Origin of the sequence: Deinococcus sp. AB2017081, assembly GCF_034440735.1 — a bacterium.
Classification (GTDB): Bacteria; Deinococcota; Deinococci; order Deinococcales; family Deinococcaceae; genus Deinococcus; species Deinococcus rufus.
Map to the genome: position 1 here is coordinate 179,382 of NZ_CP140098.1, position 18,481 is coordinate 197,862.

General features: G+C 70.0%; 24 protein-coding genes. 22 read left to right on the plus strand and 2 right to left on the minus strand.

Translation table 11 applies throughout. The annotated features are described in order from the left end of the window. Positions 1-148: 148 nt before the first annotated feature. The 4 genes from U2P90_RS00845 to U2P90_RS00860 all read left to right on the plus strand — a co-directional run bounded on the left by U2P90_RS00845 (position 149) and on the right by U2P90_RS00860 (position 4,296). Positions 149-526 (plus strand): ribonucleotide reductase stimulatory protein, encoded by a 378-nt coding sequence (locus tag U2P90_RS00845; protein WP_322473375.1) that lies wholly within the window; start codon positions 149-151, stop codon positions 524-526. Positions 527-681: 155 nt separating this feature from the next. After that, complete coding sequence (gene nrdE / locus U2P90_RS00850; RefSeq protein ID WP_322473376.1) at positions 682-2,769, plus strand: class 1b ribonucleoside-diphosphate reductase subunit alpha; 2,088 nt, start codon at positions 682-684, stop codon at positions 2,767-2,769. Between the two features lie 221 nt (positions 2,770-2,990). Further along, complete coding sequence (locus U2P90_RS00855; RefSeq protein ID WP_322473377.1) at positions 2,991-4,007, plus strand: ribonucleotide-diphosphate reductase subunit beta; 1,017 nt, start codon at positions 2,991-2,993, stop codon at positions 4,005-4,007. Beyond that, positions 4,000-4,296 (plus strand): thioredoxin, encoded by a 297-nt coding sequence (locus U2P90_RS00860; protein WP_322473378.1) that lies wholly within the window; start codon positions 4,000-4,002, stop codon positions 4,294-4,296. The genes U2P90_RS00855 and U2P90_RS00860 overlap by 8 nt, the downstream gene beginning before the upstream one ends. Before the next feature lie 12 nt (positions 4,297-4,308). Here U2P90_RS00860 and U2P90_RS00865 read toward each other — a convergent pair whose 3' ends face one another. Then, positions 4,309-4,902 carry a GrpB family protein gene (locus U2P90_RS00865; RefSeq protein WP_322473379.1) on the minus strand — a complete coding sequence of 198 codons (594 nt, stop codon included), beginning with the start codon at positions 4,900-4,902 and terminating at the stop codon, positions 4,309-4,311. Positions 4,903-4,949: 47 nt separating this feature from the next. Beyond that, the gene (locus U2P90_RS00870) at positions 4,950-5,627 is read right to left on the minus strand and encodes a winged helix-turn-helix transcriptional regulator (RefSeq protein WP_322473380.1); all 678 of its coding nucleotides are present in this window, start codon (positions 5,625-5,627) and stop codon (positions 4,950-4,952) included. Positions 5,628-5,775: 148 nt separating this feature from the next. Between U2P90_RS00870 and U2P90_RS00875 the strand changes: the two genes are divergently transcribed. From U2P90_RS00875 to U2P90_RS00960, 18 genes are all read left to right on the plus strand, one after another. Then, complete coding sequence (locus U2P90_RS00875) at positions 5,776-6,546, plus strand: alpha/beta fold hydrolase (protein ID WP_322473381.1); 771 nt, start codon at positions 5,776-5,778, stop codon at positions 6,544-6,546. Further along, complete coding sequence (locus tag U2P90_RS00880; RefSeq protein WP_322473382.1) at positions 6,546-7,085, plus strand: dihydrofolate reductase family protein; 540 nt, start codon at positions 6,546-6,548, stop codon at positions 7,083-7,085. The genes U2P90_RS00875 and U2P90_RS00880 overlap by 1 nt, the downstream gene beginning before the upstream one ends. A 1-nt stretch (position 7,086) precedes the next feature. After that, a complete protein-coding gene (locus U2P90_RS00885) occupies positions 7,087-7,638 on the plus strand; it encodes a dihydrofolate reductase family protein (RefSeq protein ID WP_322473383.1) in 552 nt (183 codons plus the stop codon). An 8-nt stretch (positions 7,639-7,646) separates the two neighbouring features. Continuing rightward, positions 7,647-8,195, plus strand: a complete 549-nt coding sequence (locus tag U2P90_RS00890; RefSeq protein ID WP_322473384.1) for a DUF4287 domain-containing protein — start codon at positions 7,647-7,649, stop codon at positions 8,193-8,195. After that, entirely contained in the window at positions 8,192-8,779 is a 588-nt protein-coding gene (locus tag U2P90_RS00895; protein WP_322473385.1) for a dihydrofolate reductase family protein, read from the plus strand. The genes U2P90_RS00890 and U2P90_RS00895 overlap by 4 nt, the downstream gene beginning before the upstream one ends. After that, entirely contained in the window at positions 8,776-9,228 is a 453-nt protein-coding gene (locus U2P90_RS00900; protein ID WP_322473386.1) for a hypothetical protein, read from the plus strand. Before U2P90_RS00895 ends, U2P90_RS00900 begins: the two co-directional genes overlap by 4 nt. Before the next feature lie 42 nt (positions 9,229-9,270). Then, complete coding sequence (locus U2P90_RS00905; protein WP_322473387.1) at positions 9,271-10,740, plus strand: DHA2 family efflux MFS transporter permease subunit; 1,470 nt, start codon at positions 9,271-9,273, stop codon at positions 10,738-10,740. 51 nt (positions 10,741-10,791) lie between these two features. Next, positions 10,792-11,349: a dihydrofolate reductase family protein gene (locus tag U2P90_RS00910; protein WP_295816876.1), complete on the plus strand. Its 558-nt coding sequence runs from the start codon at positions 10,792-10,794 to the stop codon at positions 11,347-11,349. Between the two features lie 49 nt (positions 11,350-11,398). Beyond that, the gene (locus U2P90_RS00915) at positions 11,399-12,115 is read left to right on the plus strand and encodes a DUF899 family protein (RefSeq protein ID WP_295816874.1); all 717 of its coding nucleotides are present in this window, start codon (positions 11,399-11,401) and stop codon (positions 12,113-12,115) included. A 103-nt stretch (positions 12,116-12,218) separates the two neighbouring features. Further along, positions 12,219-12,665, plus strand: coding sequence for a YdeI/OmpD-associated family protein (locus tag U2P90_RS00920; RefSeq protein WP_322473388.1), 447 nt, complete (start codon positions 12,219-12,221; stop codon positions 12,663-12,665). Continuing rightward, a complete protein-coding gene (locus U2P90_RS00925; protein WP_322473389.1) occupies positions 12,662-13,072 on the plus strand; it encodes a VOC family protein in 411 nt (136 codons plus the stop codon). Before U2P90_RS00920 ends, U2P90_RS00925 begins: the two co-directional genes overlap by 4 nt. Positions 13,073-13,189: 117 nt before the next feature. Continuing rightward, a complete protein-coding gene (locus U2P90_RS00930; RefSeq protein WP_322473390.1) occupies positions 13,190-13,600 on the plus strand; it encodes a VOC family protein in 411 nt (136 codons plus the stop codon). Continuing rightward, complete coding sequence (locus U2P90_RS00935; RefSeq protein ID WP_322473391.1) at positions 13,600-13,983, plus strand: VOC family protein; 384 nt, start codon at positions 13,600-13,602, stop codon at positions 13,981-13,983. Before U2P90_RS00930 ends, U2P90_RS00935 begins: the two co-directional genes overlap by 1 nt. Before the next feature lie 40 nt (positions 13,984-14,023). Further along, complete coding sequence (locus U2P90_RS00940; RefSeq protein WP_322473392.1) at positions 14,024-14,569, plus strand: dihydrofolate reductase family protein; 546 nt, start codon at positions 14,024-14,026, stop codon at positions 14,567-14,569. Beyond that, on the plus strand, positions 14,566-15,207 hold the full coding sequence (locus U2P90_RS00945; protein ID WP_322473393.1) for a dihydrofolate reductase family protein: 642 nt from the start codon (positions 14,566-14,568) through the stop codon (positions 15,205-15,207). Before U2P90_RS00940 ends, U2P90_RS00945 begins: the two co-directional genes overlap by 4 nt. Then, entirely contained in the window at positions 15,204-15,785 is a 582-nt protein-coding gene (locus tag U2P90_RS00950; RefSeq protein WP_322473394.1) for a DUF1801 domain-containing protein, read from the plus strand. The genes U2P90_RS00945 and U2P90_RS00950 overlap by 4 nt, the downstream gene beginning before the upstream one ends. A 93-nt stretch (positions 15,786-15,878) precedes the next feature. Next, positions 15,879-16,352, plus strand: coding sequence for a MarR family winged helix-turn-helix transcriptional regulator (locus U2P90_RS00955; RefSeq protein ID WP_322473395.1), 474 nt, complete (start codon positions 15,879-15,881; stop codon positions 16,350-16,352). Then, a complete protein-coding gene (locus U2P90_RS00960; protein ID WP_322473396.1) occupies positions 16,349-18,418 on the plus strand; it encodes an MDR family MFS transporter in 2,070 nt (689 codons plus the stop codon). Before U2P90_RS00955 ends, U2P90_RS00960 begins: the two co-directional genes overlap by 4 nt. Positions 18,419-18,481 lie beyond the last annotated feature (63 nt).

Consider the following 18,481-nt stretch of genomic DNA (forward strand, 5'->3'; position numbering starts at 1 on the left):
GCAGGTGGAACCGTGCTGCGAACCTAACCCTGTGGTGAACGTGTCCTGATCCGGGCACGTCTTTTTATTCCCTTCTCTGGCACTGGCCCCTGCGCCCGTGCGGCCCTGGACGTGTGCCGAACCTGCCACCACACCAAGGGAGACGCCCATGCAGCTGATCTTCGATTCCCTGACCGGCAACGTGCGCCGGCTGGCGGGCCGCGTGACCCAGCGCCTGGACGCCCCGCCCGCGCTGGACGTGCGCCACGCCGAGCCCGACGGGGACTTCCTGCTGCTGACCTACACCTTCCACCGGGGCGAGGTGCCCGACACGACGCTGGCCTTTCTGGCCCGGCACGGGCACCGGCTGCGGGGGGTGGTCGCCAGCGGGTCGTACCACTGGGGCACGCACTTCGCCCGCGCCGCCGACATGATCGCCGTCCGCTACGACGTGCCCGTGGTGGCAAAGGTCAACAAGGGCGGCACCGACGCCGACGTGGCGCAGATCACTGGCTGGGTACAGGCCCATCGTACGGAATTGCTTTGATTCCCGAACATCCGGGAAAACACCGGATGCTCGTCCATCGCCGCAACCCCGTACTCGTTGCTTCTCGCTCTGCTTCGCAGCTCTACCAGTCCGCTCGGATGATGCTCGCGCATCATCGCAATTCCGTATCACACCCATTTCTACGCGGAGGCTCCATGGAACCCTGGATCGAACTGAACAACAAGGTGCTGTCGGGCACGCAGGTGAACACCCGGCACGACGTGGACGCCCTACAGGTGTACTTCCAGCAGAAGGTCAACCCGAACACCGTGTTCTTCCACGACCTGACCGAAAAGATCCGGTATCTGACCGAGCACGGCGTGTGGGACGCGGCGGTCTTCGGGCGGTATACGCCGCAGGAGGTCAAGGCTGTCTTCGAGAAGGCGTACAGCTACCGCTTCCGCTTCCGGTCGTTCATGGGGGCCTACAAGTTCTACAGCGAGTACGCCACCATGACGCCGGACAGAACGCGCTGGCTGGAGCGCTACGAGGATCGCATGGCCGTCACCGCGCTGGCGCGGGCCGACACCGCCGACGACGCGCTGGAACTCGTGCACCATCTGGTCACGCAGACCTTCACACCGGCCACGCCCACGCTGATGAACAGCGGCAAGGCGAACACCGGCCGGCTGGTGAGCTGCTTTCTGCTCCAGGACTGCACCGACAACCTCGACTCGATCACCAAGACGCTGTCGTTCGTGGCCGAACTGAGCAAGGGCGGCGGCGGTATCGGGGTCGATGTGAGCAACCTGCGGGCACGCGGCGAGAGCCTGCGCGGTATCCAGAACGTCACCAAGGGCGTGATGGGCGTGGCGAAGATGCTGGACAACATGCTCCGGTACGCCGATCAGGCGGGGCAGCGGCCGGGAGCCGGGGCCATCTACCTGAGTGTCATGCACGCGGATTTCCAGGACACCCTGAACGCCAAGAAGATCGCCACCGACGAGGATGCCCGCCTCAAGACCCTGAGCATGGGCGCGACCGTACCCGACATCTTCCTGGAGAAGGTGCGCGCCGGCGAGGACATCTACCAGTTCTACCCGCACTCGCTGTGGCAGGAGACCGGGCGCGATTTCACGAACATCGACTGGACGCGGGAGTACCAGACCCTGGCCGACAACCCGCGTATCCGCAAGAAGCGCGTGTCGGCGCGGCGGGTGCTGGAGGACATCGCCATCACGCAGGGCGAGAGCGGCTACCCCTACCTGCTGTTCGAGGGCAACGCCAACCGGGCCAACCCCCTGCCCGAGGTCGGGCGGATCACCATGAGCAACCTGTGCAGCGAGATCCTGCAACCCACGCGCCCCAGCACCTTCCACGCCTACGGGCAGGAACACCGCGACCAGATCGGGCTGGACGTGTCGTGCAACCTGGCGTCGCTGGTGATCGAGCAGACCATACGCGGCGGCGACCTGGGGCGGGCGGTGCGGGCGGCCGTGAAACTGCTCGACAACGTCGCTCGCTCGACCAGCATTCACGAGGTGCCGGCGGTGAAGAAGGCCAACGACCAGATGCGTTCGGTCGGCCTGGGGGCCATGGGCCTGCACTCGTTCCTGGCCGCCAGCGGCCTGACCTACGGCAGCCCCGAGGCGCTGGAATTCGTGGACGTGTACTTCGCAGCCGTGCATTACCACGCCCGCAGAACCAGCATGGAGATCGCGCGGGACACCGGCTTCGTCTTCGAGGGCTTCCAGGGCAGCCGCTACCACAGCGGCGAGCACTTCGCGCCGTATCTGGAACGCGACCACGTGCCCCACACCCCGGAGGTCGCCGCGCTGTTCACGGGCCACACCCTGCCCACCCGCGAGGACTGGGCACAGCTGGTGCAGGACATCCGGACACACGGTCTGGCGCACTCCTTCGTCATGGCGGTGGCCCCCACCGGCAGCATCAGCTACGTGTCGCACGCCAGCGCCAGCATCATGCCGATCACCGAGAAGGTCGAGACGCGCACCAGCAACAAGGCCCGCACCATCTACCCCATGCCGCACCTCGACGAGACCACCGAGTGGTACTACGAGGAGGCCTACGACATGGATCAGCGCCGCGTGCTGGACACCGTGGCGGCGGCCCAGCGGCACGTCGATCAGGGCATCAGCTGCACGCTGTTCGTGCCCGCGACCGTGACCACGCGCACCCTCCAGGGCTACTACCTGTATGCCTACCGCCTGGGCATCAAGACCCTGTACTACACCCGCCTGCGCAAGACCAGCGTGCAGGACTGCCTGAGCTGCGTGGTCTGAACTCCGGCTCAGTGAGGGGGGGGGAGGTGCTGCTCTGGGCGTATGAGCTGTGGGCGAACCCCTCCGCCCCTCCGGGGCACCTCCCCTCAAGGGGAGGCAAGGAGCACATCATTGGCTCCCCCCCAGGGGAGCTGGCATCGAAGGTGACTGAGGGGTTTACCCGCAGCATCACCCAATCCCCCACCCCTCCAACGGTCTCCTCCAACCCCACAAGGAATCCCATGACCCACACCCCGTTCTCTGCGACCAACTGGTCTGACCCCGAGGATCACTTCTCGGCCACCTTCTACGAGAAATACACGTCCCAGCTGTGGTTCCCGGACGAGATCCCGCTGACCAGCGACGCCCTGGTGTGGCAGGCCCTGGAAGACAACGAACGCTGGGTGTACATCCACGCCTCGGCGGGCCTGAACGCGCTGGACACCCTGCAGGGCGAGGTCGGGATGCCCACGCTGCGCGGGCTGGTGGACGGCCACATCCGCAAGGCCACGCTGCAGTTCCAGGGCATGATGGAGGACATCCACGCCCGCAGCTACAGCCTGATGAACAAGACCTTCCTGACCACCAGCCAGGAGCGCGAGGTCTTCGGGTGGGTGCGAACCCAGCCGCAGCTCCAGTTCAAGATCCACTTCATCCAGGATGTGTTCGCCGACCCCGACACGTCACGCCTGGGGCTGTGGAAGAAGCTGGTCGTGTCGTGCATGCTCGAAACGGCGCTGTTCTACAGCGGGTTCTTCTATCCGCTGTATCTGGCCGGGCAGGGCCGCATGGTCGCGGCGGGCGAGATCTTCAACCTGATCATCCTGGACGAGGCGCTGCACGGCGTGTACGTGGCCCTGCTGGCCCAGGAGCAGTTCGCCGCCCTGGACGCCGCCGGGCAGACCGCCGCCACCGAGTGGTACGCGCAGACGCTGGACACGCTGTACCGCAACGAGCTGGCCTACACCGATGTGCTGTACGCCCGCCTGAACCTCACGGGCGAGGTGCGGCGCTTCCTGCGCTACAACTTCAACGTCCTGGCCGACAACCTGGGCCTGGAGCGCACCTTCCCCGACGAGGAGATCCATCCGGTCGTCCACAACGGCATCCGCACCGGGGGCACCACGCACGACTTCTTCAGCGCCAAGGGCAACAGCTACGCCCGGATCGGCGTGGAGCCGCTGACCGACCGCGATATTGAGGCGCTGTGGGCGGGCGGCTTTCCGGCGCAGACCCAGGGGGCGGTGACGCATGACTGAGCGCCCGTTTGCCCTGCTGACCCAGGAGCACTGCCCGGCCTGCGACCGGCTGGAGCGGATGCTGGGCGGGCCTCTGCGCGGCCAGTACGCGGCGCAGATCGAGGTCGTCCACCGTCAGCAGCACCCCACGGCCTTCGAGACGCTGGCCGGGGCGCACGGCCTGCGGGCCACCCCCGCGCTGCTCCACCGCCCAAGCGGTCAGGTGCTGGCCGCCCCCACCGGCCTGGGCGAGGTGCAGCGCTTCCTTGCGCTGGAGCGGGCCGCAGCGGGAACCAGGCCGGGAGGCTGAGCCGAAAGCGCCTCACGCCTGACTGGCCACCGCCCGCGCGTAGATCTCGCGGATCAGCGCCGCCTTGTCGTTGTTGTACTCGTGCATGTAGGTGTAGGGGCGGGTGGCGAGGTCGCGTTTCAGGGCGTCGTACGCGTGCCGGTCGTCGTCATGGGCGCGCAGCCAGTCGCGGAAGACCACGTGCCGGATGGCCTCGGGACTGCCGGGCGACCACACGTGCAGGTTGATGTCCGTGTCCGGGCCCCCGAACATGCGGTGCTCGTGCCACCCGGGCTCGCGGATGGTCAGGACGTACCCGGCAGCCTCCAGTTCCGGGACGTACGCGGCCTCGTCGGCGCTGTCCGCGACAGTCAGGTCGAGATCGATGATCGGCTTGGCGCTCAGACCCGGCACGCTGGTCGAGCCGACGTGCTCCAGGGCCAGGGCGCGCGCGCCCAGCACGCGCCGCAGCCTCGCGGCCTCGCGGGCATACAGCGCGGGCCACTGCGGATCGGACGGCACGACCAGGATGGGGCCGGTCAGGCGCGGCGGGGGCACCACGAAGGCGGCGCGCATCTCCTCATCGGTCAGGGGCGGATCGGTCGGCACCGGGGGCAGGTCGGGCATGCGTCCAGTGTCGCGGGCGGCCCGCGCAGGTGCATCCGCCACCTGCGCTACGGCGTACACACGGTCGGTGGCAGCGGGAACAGCGTGACATAGCGCGCGGCGAGGTCGTGGTCGCCCGTCACCGCCAGCGATCCGTCCGCCTCGGCCGCGTCCAGGGGCAGGCCGCCGAAGATCACACCGCCCAGGGTGGGCACGTCGCCGGTCACGGTGGCGTCGGGCGCGCCGTGCAGACCGGACTGGAGGTCGAGGGTGCCGCCCCCGATGCGCGCCGTGAAGCGCTCGCGGCCCACGTGCAGGTGCACGGTGGCGTTCAGGTCACCCGCCGCCGCCGCACTGAACATGGTCTTCTGCGCGGTGACCAGCGTGGCGAGGCTGATCGGTGCGGGCCCTTTGAACGGCGACTGCGCCCCCCAGCGGCCGAGCTGCATCAGGATGGGCTCCAGTTCGCGGCCCCACGGCGTCAGGGCGTACATGTGGCCGGTGGCCGGCGCGGGCAGCGGTTCGCGCCGCAGCACGCCGCTCCCCTCCAGGTCGCTCAGGCGCTGTGTGAGCACGGTGGCGCTGATGCCCGGCAGGGTGGTCTTGAGGTCGGTGAAGCGCCGGGGCCCGAGCAGCAGCTCTCGCACGACCAGCAGCGCCCAGCGCTCGCCCACGAGGTCGAGGGCGTGCGCGGCGGCGCAGCCGTCGTCGTAGGAGCGGCGCGTGGACTCGCGCGGCGGGGACATGGCCTCAGTGTACCGAGTGCACTCCAGAAAACGGAGTGAGGGGTTGCAATTCCGTACTATTCTGCTTTAGGCTAAATCAGCCAGAAGAAGTACGATTCTCACCCCACCGTTCCCCCTCCGTGGACACCTCGCCGCAAGGAGACCCCCAGTGAAGACCATTGCCTCAGCGGATGGTACGGCCATTGCCTTTGAGCAGAGCGGTGACGGGCCGGCCGTGATCCTGGTCAGCGGCGGTTCGGTGAGCCGGTCGTCGAACGCGCCGCTGGCCGACCTGCTGGCCGCACAGTTCACCGTGTACAACTACGACCGGCGCGGTCGCGGCCCCAGCGGCGATACCCAGCCCTACGCTCCCCAGCGCGAGGTCGAGGACATCGCCGCTGTCGTGGACGCGGCGGGCGGCTCGGCGTTCCTGTACGGCTCCTCGTCTGGCGCGGCGCTGGCCCTCATGGCCGCCACACTGCCGGGGATCACCCGGCTGGCGCTGTGGGAACCGCCGTTCATCCTCGACCCGGCCGCCCGCCCCCCGGCCGACGCCGCCCAGACCGTTCACGACCTCGTGGCGGCAGACCGGCGCGGCGACGCGGCCGAGTACTTCATGGCGAGGGTGGTCGGCCTGCCCCCGGAATTCGTGGCCCACGCGCGCACCCAGCCATGGTGGGCTGCGCAGGAGGCCCTGGCCCACACGCTGGAATACGACGTGACCATCTTGGGCGATTACTCGCTCCCGGAAGAACGCCTGCGGGCCACCCAGGTTCCGACGCTGGTCATCGACGGGGCGGACAGCGCTGCCTTCATGCACGCCTCCGCCGACGCCGCCGCCGCCCTGCTCCCCCGGGGGCAGCGCCGCACCCTGAGCAGTCAGAACCACAACGTGGCCGCACCGGTGCTGGCCCCAGTCCTCGCGGAGTTCTTCCGCTGATGCCGCGCGTGTTCCTCGACCTCGCCGTGTCCGTCGACGGCTTCATCGCCGCTCCCGACGGCGGCGACGGCGGTCTGCACGACTGGTACTTCGCGCCGGACGCCGCCGAGGACATCAAGGCCGAGCTCCTGTCGCGCATCGGGGCGATCGTCCTGGGCCACACGGCCTTCGGCACGGCCCCCGACGGCTTCGACACCGAGTACCACGTGCCGCACTTCATCCTGACGCACACGCCGAGGCCCAGCGTGCAGCGCGGCGGGGCGAGCTTCCACTTCGTCACGGAGGGCCTGGAATCCGCCCTGGCGCGGGCCCGCGCCGCCGCCGGCGAGCGCGACGTGTGCGTGGCCGGCGGCGCGGACGTGGCGCGGCAGTGTCTGGACGCGGGCCTCATCGACGAGCTACAGCTTCACGTTGCGCCCGTCCTGCTCGGCGGCGGCCTGCGGCTGTTCGGCAGCGCGCCGCCCGCCCGTCTGGAGCACGTCCGCACCGTGCAGTCCGCGCACGCCACGCACCTCACCTACCGCCTCGGAGGGCACTGACATGGGACGACTCGTGATTTCTGAATTCATCTCGCTGGACGGCGTGATCGACACGCCCGCGTGGACGGCCCCCTACTGGAACGACGACATCGCTGCCTTCAAGGGCGAGGAGATGGGCGCGGCCCGCGCGCTGCTCCAGGGCCGCGTGACCTACGACGGCATGGCCGCCGCATGGCCGGAGCGCGGCGACGACGATCCCGGCGCGGCGATCATGAACTCGATTCCCAAGTTCGTCGTGTCCACCACGCTGCGCGAGGCGACGTGGAACAACTCGACCATCATCCGCGAGCACGTCGTACAGGAGGTGCAGGCGCTGAAAGAGCGCACGGACGGCGACGTGTTGGTGTACGGCAGCGGCGAGCTGTTCCGCTTCCTGTCCGCCCACGGGCTGGTGGACGCGCTGAACCTGCTCGTGTACCCGGTCGTGCTCGGCGAGGGCAAGCGCCTGTTTGCCCAGAGCAGCGGGCCCGCCTCGGCCCTGACCCTCACCGCGTCCCGGCCGATGGGCGGCGGCGTGATGCTCCTCCAGTACGCCCCGGCCCCTACCCTCTAAGGAGACCCATGTCATTTCAGGCGTATCTGGACACCGTGAAGGAAAAGACCGGCAAGACCGTGGCGGACTTCCGCACCGAGAGCGAGGCGCAGGGCCTGGCGAAGCACGGCGAGATCGTGGCGTGGCTGAAGCGTGACTACAGCCTGGGCCACGGCCACGCGAATGCCATTGCCGCCGCCCTGCTGAAGGCCGAGCAGTTCAGCGCCCCGAAGGACGACCGCGCGGACGCCGTGTTCGCCGGGAAGAAGACCGCGTGGAAGCCGGCCTACGACGCGCTGTGGGCGGCCGTCCAGGCCTACGGCGACGACGTGGGCCTCGCGCCCACCGACACGTACGTGAGCTTCACGCGCGGCGGGAAGAAGTTCGCCATCGTGCAACCCACCGCGCCGCGCCTCGACCTCGGCCTCAAGCGCCGGGGCGTGGAGGCCACGGCGCGCTTCGAGGCCGCGGGAACGTGGAACAGCATGGTCACGCACCGCGTCCGCATCACCGACGCCGCCCAGATCGACGCCGAGGTCATGGCGTGGCTGCGCGCCGCGTACGAGGGAGCGCTGTGACCCGCACGCTGATCTCCTTCGTGCACCTGACCCTCGACGGCTTCGTGAACGGGCCGCAGGGCGAGCTGCACTGGGCGAACGTCGAGCCGGAGATCGCGGCCGACGTGGATGCCCGCCTGAAGACCGTGGAGGCCGCCGTGTACGGCCGCGAGGTGTACGGCATGATGGCCGGCTACTGGCCCACCGTGCCGGGCAATCCGGACAGCACCGAGCACGAGCGCACGCACGCCGCGTGGGTGGAGGCCATTCCGAAGGTCGTGATCTCGCGCACGCTGGAGCGCGCCGAGTGGCACCACACGACCCTCATCCGGGACGACGTGGCCGCCCGCGTGCAGGCCCTCAAGGCGCAGCCGGGCGGGCCGCTGATGGTCTTCGGCAGCCCCCGGCTGGTACACGTGCTGGCAGAACTCGGGCTGGTGGACGAGTACCTGATCTACCTGAACCCCGTCACGCTGGGTGGCGGCACCCCCCTGTTCGCGCCGGGGCACGCGGGCACGCTGGAGCTGCTCGAATCGAAGGCCTTTGGCGCGGGCGTGGTCATGCTGCGCTACGGCGTCCGAACACCAGCGGAGGAGCGCGCGTGACCGGGGCCACGCCGGTTCCCCACGCGGATCTCCAGAGCCTGAACCCGCTGGTCGGCACCTGGGCCGTGTCCGGCGACGCCACCGGACGGGTGGTGTACGCCTGGATGCCCGGCGGGTTCTTCCTCGTCCAGCACTTCGACCTGCTGCACGGCGGGCGACCGATCCGCGGCACCGAGTTCATCGGACACCTGCACCCCTACGGCGGGGAGCCGTCGGCCGACCTGCACAGCCGCGTCTACAGCGACACCGACGGCATGACCCTGGACTACGTGTACGAGCTGGCCGGCGACACCCTGACCATCTGGAGCGGCGGGCGCGGGTCGCCCGCGTTCTACCGCGGCACCTTCGGCGACGACGGCGCGCGCGTGACCGGCGGCTGGCAGTGGCCCGGCGGGGGCTACGCGACCGAGATGACCCGCCTGCGCCCGCACGACGACCCGCCGGCCTGACGCGGGCTCACCGACCCATCCACCGACCCCGGAGGTCATCCCATGAGTGCCCCACCCGAGACCCTGGCCCCCCGCGACCGCGCGGTGATCGTGATCCTGCTGATCGCGACCTTCGTGGTCATCCTGAACGAGACGATCATGAACGTCGCCCTGCCCGTCCTGATGACCGACCTGCGCGTGGACGCGGGCCGCGCACAGTGGCTGTCCACGGCGTTCATGCTGACGATGGCCGTCGTGATTCCCATCACGGGTTTCCTGCTGCAGCGCCTCGCGACACGCACCGTGTTCCTGCTCGCCATGGGGCTGTTCAGTGCGGGCACGCTGCTGGCGGCCCTCGCGCCGGGCTTCGTGCCGCTGCTGCTGGCGCGGATCGTGCAGGCGAGCGGCACAGCGATCATGCTGCCCCTTCTGATGACGACCGTGCTGACGGTCGTGCCGGAACGCGGGCGTGGTGCCGTGATGGGCAACATCAGCATCGTGATCTCGGTCGCGCCGGCGCTCGGGCCGACCATCTCGGGCCTGATCCTGCAGGCGTTCTCGTGGCGCTTCATGTTCGTGTTCGTGCTGCCCATCGCGCTGGCCGCGCTGGCGTACGGCGCGCGCATGCTGGGGAACGTGGGCGAGCGGAAGGCCGCGCCGCTCGATGTGGTCTCCATTCCGCTGTCCGCCGTGGGCTTCGGGGGCGTCGTGTACGCGCTCAACCAGGCGAGCGGCCCCGGCGGCTTCGGCAGCCCGGCGGTGCTGTGGCCGCTCGGCGTGGCCCTCGTGGCCCTGGTCGTCTTCGTCGCGCGGCAGCGCGCCCTGATCCGGCGGGACGCGCCGCTGCTCGACCTGCGCGCCTTCGCCTATCCGCAGTTCACGCTGGGCGTGGGCGTCATGGTGATCGCCATGATGGCCCTGTTCGGCGGGGCGATCCTGCTGCCGCTGTACGTGCAGGGCGTGCGCGGCCTGAGCACCCTCCAGACCGGCCTGCTGCTGCTGCCCGGCGGGCTGGTCATGGGCCTGCTCGCGCCCACCATCGGCCGCTGGTACGACCGCGTGGGGCCGCGCCCGCTGACGCTGCCCGGCACGGTGCTCATGGCGGGCGCGCTGTTCGGTTTCGGGGGCCTGACGGCCGCCACCCCCGCGTGGGCGCTCGTGGCGCTGCACGTGACCCTGAGCATCGGGCTGGCGCTGCTGTTCACGCCGGTGTTCACGAGCAGCCTCTCGCCCCTGCCGCCCCGCCTGTACTCGCACGGCAGCGCGATCCTCAGCACCCTGCAACAGGTCGCGGGGGCCGCCGGCACCGCCCTGCTCGTCACGCTGTACGCCGCCCGCAGCGCCGCCCAGGCCGCGCAGGGGGCCGCCCCCACCCTCGCGCAGCAGGGCGGCATCGGGCTGGCCTTCACCGTCTCGGCGTGGATCGCCGTGCTCGCCGTCCCGCTCGCGCTGGGCCTGAAACGCACCGGGCAGGCCGGGCACGGCCACGGCGACCCCCACGCGCCCGGCCCGGCCCCGCAGCCCGGCGACTGACCCCCAGCCCCCCAACCCTTCGACCCTCAGACCGCAGTCCAAGGAGCCCCCATGCGATCCATCATCGCCTCCCTGTTCATCACCCTCGACGGCGTCACCGAGGAGCCCGGCGACTGGCAGGAGACCTTCGATGAGGACATGGCCGCCGCCCTGGCCGCCCGCCTCGCCCGGTCGGACACCGTCGTGATGGGCCGGGGCACCTACGAGTACTGGGCCCCGTACTGGCCCACCGCCACCCACGAGCCCTACGCCAGCTTCATCAACGGCACGCCCAAGTACGTCGCCTCGACGACCCTGAAGGACGTGCAGTGGGGCACGTACGACAACATCGCCGTGCTGGACGGTGATCTGGCCGACGCCCTCGCGGCCCTCAGGCGGCAGCCGGGGCGGGACATCTCCGTGGAGGCCAGCCCGACGCTGGTGGCGTGGCTGCTCGAACAGGGCCTGCTGGACGAGCTGCAGCTGTTCGTGCACAACGTGGTCGCCGCCCGCGGCACCCGGCTGTTCCCGCAGGGCGGCACCCTGAAACGCCTGACCCTCACGGACTCGGTCATCTCGCGCAGCGGCGTGGCGATCCTGACGTACCGGCCGAGACCGGCCACGGGCTGACCCGCGGCGCACCGCCCCCACCCCTCCCCGCCACCCCGGAGGTTCCGCCGTGATCGACACCACCCTCGCCCATCCGCCCGTCGTCGACCGGGCCGCGTGGACGGCCGCCCGCGCCACGCTGCTGCCGCTGGAGAAGGCCGCGACGCGCCTGCACGACGCGATCGCCGCGCAGCGCCGCCGCCTGCCCATGACGCCCGTCGAGAACTACACGTTCGCCGGCCGGGACGGCCCCGTCACGCTGGCGGGGCTGTTCGCGGGCCGCTCGCAGCTGATCCTGCACCACTTCATGTTCGAGCCGCACTGGGCGCAGGGCTGCGCGTTCTGCTCGGACGACGCGGACAACGCCGTGCCGCACCTCGCGCACTTCGCGCCGTACGACATCAGCTTCGTGCGGATCTCCCGCGCGCCCGTGGAGAAGCTCACGGCCTACTCGGCACGGATGGGCTGGACGGTGCCGTGGGTGTCGTCGGGGAGCACCACCTTCGGCGACGACTGGGGCTGGACACGGCCCGGCGGCGGCGAGGTCTCCGGCTTCAGCGTGTACCTGCTGCACAGCGGCGTGCCCCACCTGACGTACCGCACCGAGGGGCGCGGCGTGGAACTGATGTCCAGCATCGCCGGGCACCTGGACATCACGCCGTACGGCCGCCAGGAGACCTGGGAGGACTCCCCGCCCGGCTGGCCGCAGGACGGCACCTTCACGAAGATCAGGCGGCACGACGAGTACGGAGAAGGTGTCCAACTGTCGGAAGGTCTGAACGTCTGAACGCAGGAGTGTGCCGCCTCAGACCTGACCTCAAAGACTTCGGACTTCCTTCCATTTGGACATCGAGACGTTCAGCCGTTCAGACATCCCCACAAGGAGCCCCATGCCCACATTCACCGCACCGCTGAAGCAGGAAGGCAAGACCGCGACTGGCATCGAGGTGCCGCCGGAGATCATCGCGGCCCTCGGGGGCGGGAAGAAGCCCGCCGTGACCGTCACGCTGAACGGGTACACGTACCGCAGCACGGTGGGGATCATGGGGGGCCGCGCGCTGATCCCGGTGAGTGCCGAGCACCGGGGCAACGCGGGCCTGAGTGCCGGCGACACCGTGACCGTCACGCTGGAACCCGACACGGCCCCGCGTGAACTCGTGGTGCCGGACGACCTCCAGGAGGCGCTGGACGCGAACCCGGCGGCCCTGGCGGCCTTCGCGAAACTGTCGTACAGCGGCAGACGCCAGCACACCCTGTCGGTCGAGGGGACGAAGAACCCCGAGACGCGGGCGCGGCGCGTGGCGAAGGCCATCGAGACGCTGTCCGGCGGCGCGTGAACTGGACGCTGGAGGTCGTCGTGGTGCCCGTGACCGACATCGACCGGGCGAAGGCGTTCTATGCGGACGGCCTGGGCTTCCACGTGGATCACGACCTGCACACGGGGGGCGGGCGGCGGCTGGTGCAGCTCACGCCGCCCGGCTCCGGGTGCTCCATCGTGCTCGGGCCGCAGCCGGCGCACATGCTGCCCGGCTCGTTGCAGGGCGTGCAGCTCGTGGTGAACGACCTGCGCGCCGCCCGCGAGGAACTCCTGGCCCGCGGCGTGGACGTCCCGGAGATCCAGATCCTCGGCGGCCCGCCGCGCCCCGCCACGCCGGACGACGACCTGAACCACGTCGGGTTCCTGTTCCTGCGCGACCCGGACGGCAACGGGTGGGCGGTGCAGCAGATCAGCGCCCGCCCCTGAGCGCCCTCCGGCATTCCGCCGACACCCCTTGTTTCACCATAAATTCTGTTCTAAGCTAACCGATGGATCGTTCCCGATCCCACATTCGCGCGGGGCGTACCCGCCGGGAGGTCACCCATGCTCACCGTGCAACCGTACCTGGGATTCAGCGGGCAGTCCCGTGAGGCCCTGAACTTCTACCAGTCGTGCCTGGGCGGCACTGTGGAGCTCATGACGGTCGCCGACTCCCCCGTCGCTGCGCACTTCCCCCCGGACGCGCAGGAGCACGTGCTGCACGGCACGCTCACCAGCGGGCCGCTCGTCCTGAACGCGTCGGACATGCGGGAGGACACCACGCGCACCCACAGCGTCTCGCTGGCCCTCCAGTGTGCCGACGCCGCTCAGGCCCGCACGGTCTTCGACGCGCTCTCGCAGGGCGGCACGGTCACGCAGCCGCTCGGGCCGTCGTTCTGGGGCGGGCAGTTCGGCGAGTTCACGGATCGGTACGGCCTGCACTGGCTGCTGAACGTCCCCGCGGAGGTTCGCTGATGCCCCACGCCATCACCCCCGCCCTGATGTTCCAGGGCGCGTGCTCGGACGCCCTGGCCCTGTACACCCGCGTGTTCCCGGACGCCCGCGTGGAGGGCCTTCAGCATGCCGGGGACGGCACCGTGCGCGGCGCGACGCTGCACCTGACACCCGTGCTGAGCGTGCGCGTGTCGGACAGCCCGCCGGTGCACGCCTTCACGTTCACGCCGTCCACGTCGCTGTTCGTGGACTGCACCGACGCGGCCGAGTTCGACGCGCTGTACGCGGGCCTGTCGGACGGCGGCGAGATCCTCATGCCGCCGGACGACTACGGCTTCAGCCCGCGCTTCGCGTGGCTGAACGACCGCTACGGCGTGTCGTGGCAGCTGAACGTGCCCGCATGACCGGGACGCGGGGTGCCGTGACCTCCGCCAGGAGCCGCACATGCGCCGACTGATCGCCAACGAGGAAGTCACCCTGAACGGCATGGCTGGAGATCCCCACCTGTGGCCGAACCACCAGACACCGGACTACGTGGCCGAGGGATCCGCCGCTCTGGCGGGCGAGGCCGAACTGCTGTTCGGGCGTGTGACCTACGAACTGATGCACGCGGCGTGGGCCAACCAGAGTCCCCCGACGCCGATCAGCGAGGTCATGACCCGCGCCCGCAAGTACGTCGTGTCGGGCACCCAGACGCTGCCGGCGTGGAACAACACCGCCCTCCTGTCCGGCGACCCGCGGCGCCGCGTGCACGACCTCAAGGCGTCGGCCGGGCCGGATCTCGTGCTGCTGGGCAGCCTGACCCTCCTGCGGGGGCTGCTGGACGCCGGACTGGTGGATGAACTGCACCTGTCGGTTCACCCGCTCCTGCGGGGCGAGGGACCGGCCCTGCCCCTCTCGCGGACACTGGACGCCTTCACGCTGACGTCACACCGGGTGTATGACGGCGGTATGGCGCGCGTCGTGCTGACCCGGCGGACCTCCGCGTGAGACGCCTGATCGTCTGTAACTTCGTCACGCTGGACGGCTGTTACGAGGACGCCAGCCGCACGCTGGTGCCCCTGTTCGAGTACCAGCACCCGGACTACCGCGGCGACGACCACTTCGACCACCACACCCTGGAGCTCCTGGAGGCCGCCGGGACGCTGCTGCTCGCCGGGCACGTGTCGGCGCTGAACAACCTGCGCTACTGGCAGGGCGTGCTGACCGACCCGGACGCGACCGACGTGCGCCGGGCCTTCGCGCGCCGCATCGCGCAGATCGAGGTGGTGATCGTGTCGGACCACCTGACGCCCGACGACCTGACCGCGTTCCCGAACGCCCGCGCCGTGACGGTCGCGGACGCCGAGGCGACCGTGCGCACCCTGAAGGCCGGGGACGGCCCGCCCCTCCTGATCCTGCTGAGCCGGCTGCTGTGGAACGACCTGCTGGCGCGCGGCCTGGTGGACGAACTGCACCTCACGACCTTCCCGTTGCTGGCCGGGCCGGGCGGCACGCCGCTGTTCACGGGCCGACCGCCGGTGCCGTTCCGGCTGATCCGCACGCAGACCTATCCCGGCTCCGGGAACGTGCTGAACGTGTGGGATGTGGGTCGCCTCGCGCCAGCCATCACCGGACAGGGCGGATGAATCCGGCCGTGACGGCGTTCCTGGACGCGCTGGAGCATCCGCGCCGCGCCCAGGTCGAGGAGGTGCGTGCCCTGATCCTGGCCGCCGATCCGGCCATCCGGGACGAGGTGAAGTGGAATGCGCCGAGTTTCCGGCTGGCGGATCATTTTGCGACCTTCAGGCTGCATCCCGGACACCGGGTTCAACTCGTGCTGCACACCGGCGCGAGGAAGCACCCGGAGCCCGTGGCCATGCACATCGACGACCCGGCGGGCCTGCTGGCATGGGTCACACCGGACCGGGCTGTGGTGACCCTGGCCGACACAGACATCCCTGTAGACGCCATGCACCACATCATCCGGCAGTGGGTGGCCCAGGTGCCGACCGCGCCGACGGACGACCTGCCCCGTATGGCGGCCCCCGCCCGCCGCGCCCTGGCAACCGCCGGCATCACCACGCTGGCTGACCTGACGCGCTGCACCGAACAGGAGGTGGCGGGACTGCACGGCATGGGGCCGAAGGCGCTGGGCCTGCTGCGGGAGGCCATGCAGGAGCGGGGCATGATGTTCGCAGCGGGAGGTCAGACCCACCCGCGCTGAAGCCCCCCGGATCCACGGGAGCCCGCCCCCTGCCGAATTGATTGCACCTACATTCTATTGCGCTATGCAACCAGTTCCGTCTAGGATAGTTGCATGTCGCAACCACCCGGCCCTCCTCCCGTCCCGGTCACGGACACCGAGCACTTCCTGGCCAGCCAGTGGAAGTTCAACCAGGCGCTGGGCCGCCACCTGATGCCCCTGATCGAGCGGGAACACGGCGTCAGCCTGAAGGATCTGATGGTGCTGGGGCACATCCGATCCGGCGTGCAGTACCCCACCGAACTGGCCTGCGAACTGCAGATCCCCAAGCACATGACCAGCCGGGTGCTGGACGACCTGCTCGGCAAGGGGCTGATCGAGCGCAGCATCGACCCGCACGACTCGCGCCGCACCCGCCTGAGCATGAGCCCCGCCGGACTGACGCTGCTCCAGGATGCCCGGACGACGGTGGACGCCACCATCCGCCAGATGTTCGAACACATCCCGGCGGAGCAGCGGGCCGGGGTGCTGGTTGCCGTCCAGACGCTCGCCCAGGCGGCCCACGCGGCCTTCGGGAGCCGGGCATGACCACGCTGACCGCTCCCGCGCCTGATACCGGACTCACGCCCAGCCAGAAGACCATCTCGCTCGTGGCGATCCTGCTGGCGGTGCTGCTGGCGAGCATGAACCAGACCATCGTCACGACCGCCGGCCCCGCCATCCAGACGGCGCTGCACATCGAGAACAGCCTGTACTCGTGGATCACCACGGCGTACCTGCTGGCCAGCACCACCCTGGTGCCCATCTACGGCAAGCTCAGCGACCTGTACGGGCGCCGGGTCATCCTGCTGTTCGGCACGGTGGTGTTCATCGTGGGGTCGGTGCTGTGCGGCACGGCGGCCGGCGTGGGCATGCTGATCGCGGGCCGCGCCGTGCAGGGGCTGGGCGGAGCCGCATTGATCGGCCTGATGTACGCCGTGATCGCCGATCTGTACGCCCCGGAGGAGCGCAGCCGCTACATCGGGCTGATCGGGGCCGTGTTCAGCCTGTCCACGGTGCTGGGCAGCGTGATCGGCGGGTACGTGACCGACACCTTCGGCTGGCACAACGTCTTCTTCATCAGCGTGCCGCTGGGGATCGCCGCCGTGGTGACCATGCTGTTCATGCCTGCCCTGAAACAGGAACGGGAACGTGCCCCCCTGGATGTCCCGGGCGCTGGCCTGCTGAGCCTCTTCAGCGTGACGCTGCTGCTGGCCCTGTCGCTCGGCAAGACCTCCGTGGCCCCGGGCGAGAGCGGGTTCCTGTGGGGCTCGTGGCAGATCCTGGCGCTGTTCGCGGCGGCTGTGGTGTCCCTGATCGCCTTCGTGCAGGTGGAGCGGCGGGCCGCAGATCCGATCATCGACGTGAGACTCTTCAGCAACCGCACCTTCGCGGTGGCGAACATCGTCACGTTCCTGCTGGGCGTGGTGTTCTTCGCGGCGACCGTCTTCCTGCCGCTGTACATGGTGAACGTGGTCGGTCTGAGCGCCACCCGGGCGGGCCTCACGACCTTTCCCCTCACCCTCGGGCTGGTGGTCAGCAGCATCGTGGCGGGGCAGGTCTTCTCGAAGTCCGGTCGCATGAAACCCATCATCTACGCGGGCGGGGTGATGCTGATGCTCAGCTTCGTCCTGATGGGCTACACCCTGCGCGTGGACAGCACGCAGGTCGAGCTGACGTGGAAGATGATCGTCGTGGGCCTGGGCCTGGGGCCGATCCTGCCCATGCTGACCATCGCCATCCAGGGGGCCGTCAGCCCGCGCGACATCGGGGCCGCGACCGGCACCAACAACTTCCTGCGCTCGCTGGGCAGCACCATCGGCGTGGCCGTGCTGGGCACCCTGTTCGCCAGCACCCTCAAGACCGACATCCAGGGCACCGTGGCCGCCGCCAGCCAGCAGCTCCCGGCCGCGCTGCGCACCCAGTTCAGCGCCTCCGGATCGTCCGGCGGCAGTGCCCAGAACTTCGATGCCCAGCACGTCCGGGCCCAGGTGGAGCACACGCTTGACCAGACCCGCGCCCGCTATGTGGCGGCCCTGCGCGACCATGACCCGGCGGCGGTGCAGGCGCTCGTGAACGACCCGAGTACCGACGCCCAGCTGCGCAGCGTGCTGCAACAGGGCGGCATCGAGGCCACCATCCGGGCGGGCTTCGACCAGCAGCGGGCCGTGCTGGAGCGCGCGCTGATCGCCCACGACCCGGCGGCCATCCAGACCGTGACCGCGACCCCGCAGCTTCCCCAGGCTGTCAGGGAGCTCGCCCGTGACGGGGCCAGCGGTCTCGTGCCGGCCAGCGTGTCCCGCGGAGCGCTGAAGCAGGTCCTGGCGGGCCTGGACGCCCGGGAAGCACAGACGCTCGCCACGCAGCCGCAGGCCACCCTCCAGAGGGTACTGACCGGCCTGGACGACACCCGCGCCACGGTGCTGCCCGTCATCGACCAGATCGGCGCGGGGGTCAAGCATGCCTTCACCGACGCCGTGTCGCTGCTGTACCGCGTGGGCCTGGGCGTCACGGTGCTGGCCCTGCTGGTCAGCGTGCTGCTGCCCGAGACGCGTCCCGGCGCGGTCACGCCGCAGCAGGTCGCCGAGGACGAACTGCGCTCCATCGAGGTGTGAGGGAGAAAACCCCTCACCCTTCCGCCTCGTTGCGGCTCCCTCCCTCTCCCCAGGGGAGAGGGT

Bases quoted from the DNA above. Each gene is read 5' to 3' on its own strand.
- U2P90_RS00870 (WP_322473380.1), bottom strand. From the start codon at position 5,627: ATGTCCCCGCCGCGCGAGTCCACGCGCCGCTCCTACGACGACGGCTGC.
- U2P90_RS00890 (WP_322473384.1), top strand. From the start codon at position 7,647: ATGTCATTTCAGGCGTATCTGGACACCGTGAAGGAAAAGACCGGCAAG.
- U2P90_RS00955 (WP_322473395.1), top strand. From the start codon at position 15,879: ATGTCGCAACCACCCGGCCCTCCTCCCGTCCCGGTCACGGACACCGAG.
- U2P90_RS00940 (WP_322473392.1), top strand. From the start codon at position 14,024: ATGCGCCGACTGATCGCCAACGAGGAAGTCACCCTGAACGGCATGGCT.
- U2P90_RS00920 (WP_322473388.1), top strand. From the start codon at position 12,219: ATGCCCACATTCACCGCACCGCTGAAGCAGGAAGGCAAGACCGCGACT.
- U2P90_RS00930 (WP_322473390.1), top strand. From the start codon at position 13,190: ATGCTCACCGTGCAACCGTACCTGGGATTCAGCGGGCAGTCCCGTGAG.
- U2P90_RS00860 (WP_322473378.1), top strand. From the start codon at position 4,000: ATGACTGAGCGCCCGTTTGCCCTGCTGACCCAGGAGCACTGCCCGGCC.
- U2P90_RS00935 (WP_322473391.1), top strand. From the start codon at position 13,600: ATGCCCCACGCCATCACCCCCGCCCTGATGTTCCAGGGCGCGTGCTCG.
- U2P90_RS00910 (WP_295816876.1), top strand. From the start codon at position 10,792: ATGCGATCCATCATCGCCTCCCTGTTCATCACCCTCGACGGCGTCACC.
- U2P90_RS00880 (WP_322473382.1), top strand. From the start codon at position 6,546: ATGCCGCGCGTGTTCCTCGACCTCGCCGTGTCCGTCGACGGCTTCATC.
- U2P90_RS00855 (WP_322473377.1), top strand. From the start codon at position 2,991: ATGACCCACACCCCGTTCTCTGCGACCAACTGGTCTGACCCCGAGGAT.
- U2P90_RS00950 (WP_322473394.1), top strand. From the start codon at position 15,204: ATGAATCCGGCCGTGACGGCGTTCCTGGACGCGCTGGAGCATCCGCGC.
- U2P90_RS00865 (WP_322473379.1), bottom strand. From the start codon at position 4,902: ATGCCCGACCTGCCCCCGGTGCCGACCGATCCGCCCCTGACCGATGAG.
- U2P90_RS00845 (WP_322473375.1), top strand. From the start codon at position 149: ATGCAGCTGATCTTCGATTCCCTGACCGGCAACGTGCGCCGGCTGGCG.
- U2P90_RS00885 (WP_322473383.1), top strand. From the start codon at position 7,087: ATGGGACGACTCGTGATTTCTGAATTCATCTCGCTGGACGGCGTGATC.
- U2P90_RS00960 (WP_322473396.1), top strand. From the start codon at position 16,349: ATGACCACGCTGACCGCTCCCGCGCCTGATACCGGACTCACGCCCAGC.
- nrdE (WP_322473376.1), top strand. From the start codon at position 682: ATGGAACCCTGGATCGAACTGAACAACAAGGTGCTGTCGGGCACGCAG.
- U2P90_RS00905 (WP_322473387.1), top strand. From the start codon at position 9,271: ATGAGTGCCCCACCCGAGACCCTGGCCCCCCGCGACCGCGCGGTGATC.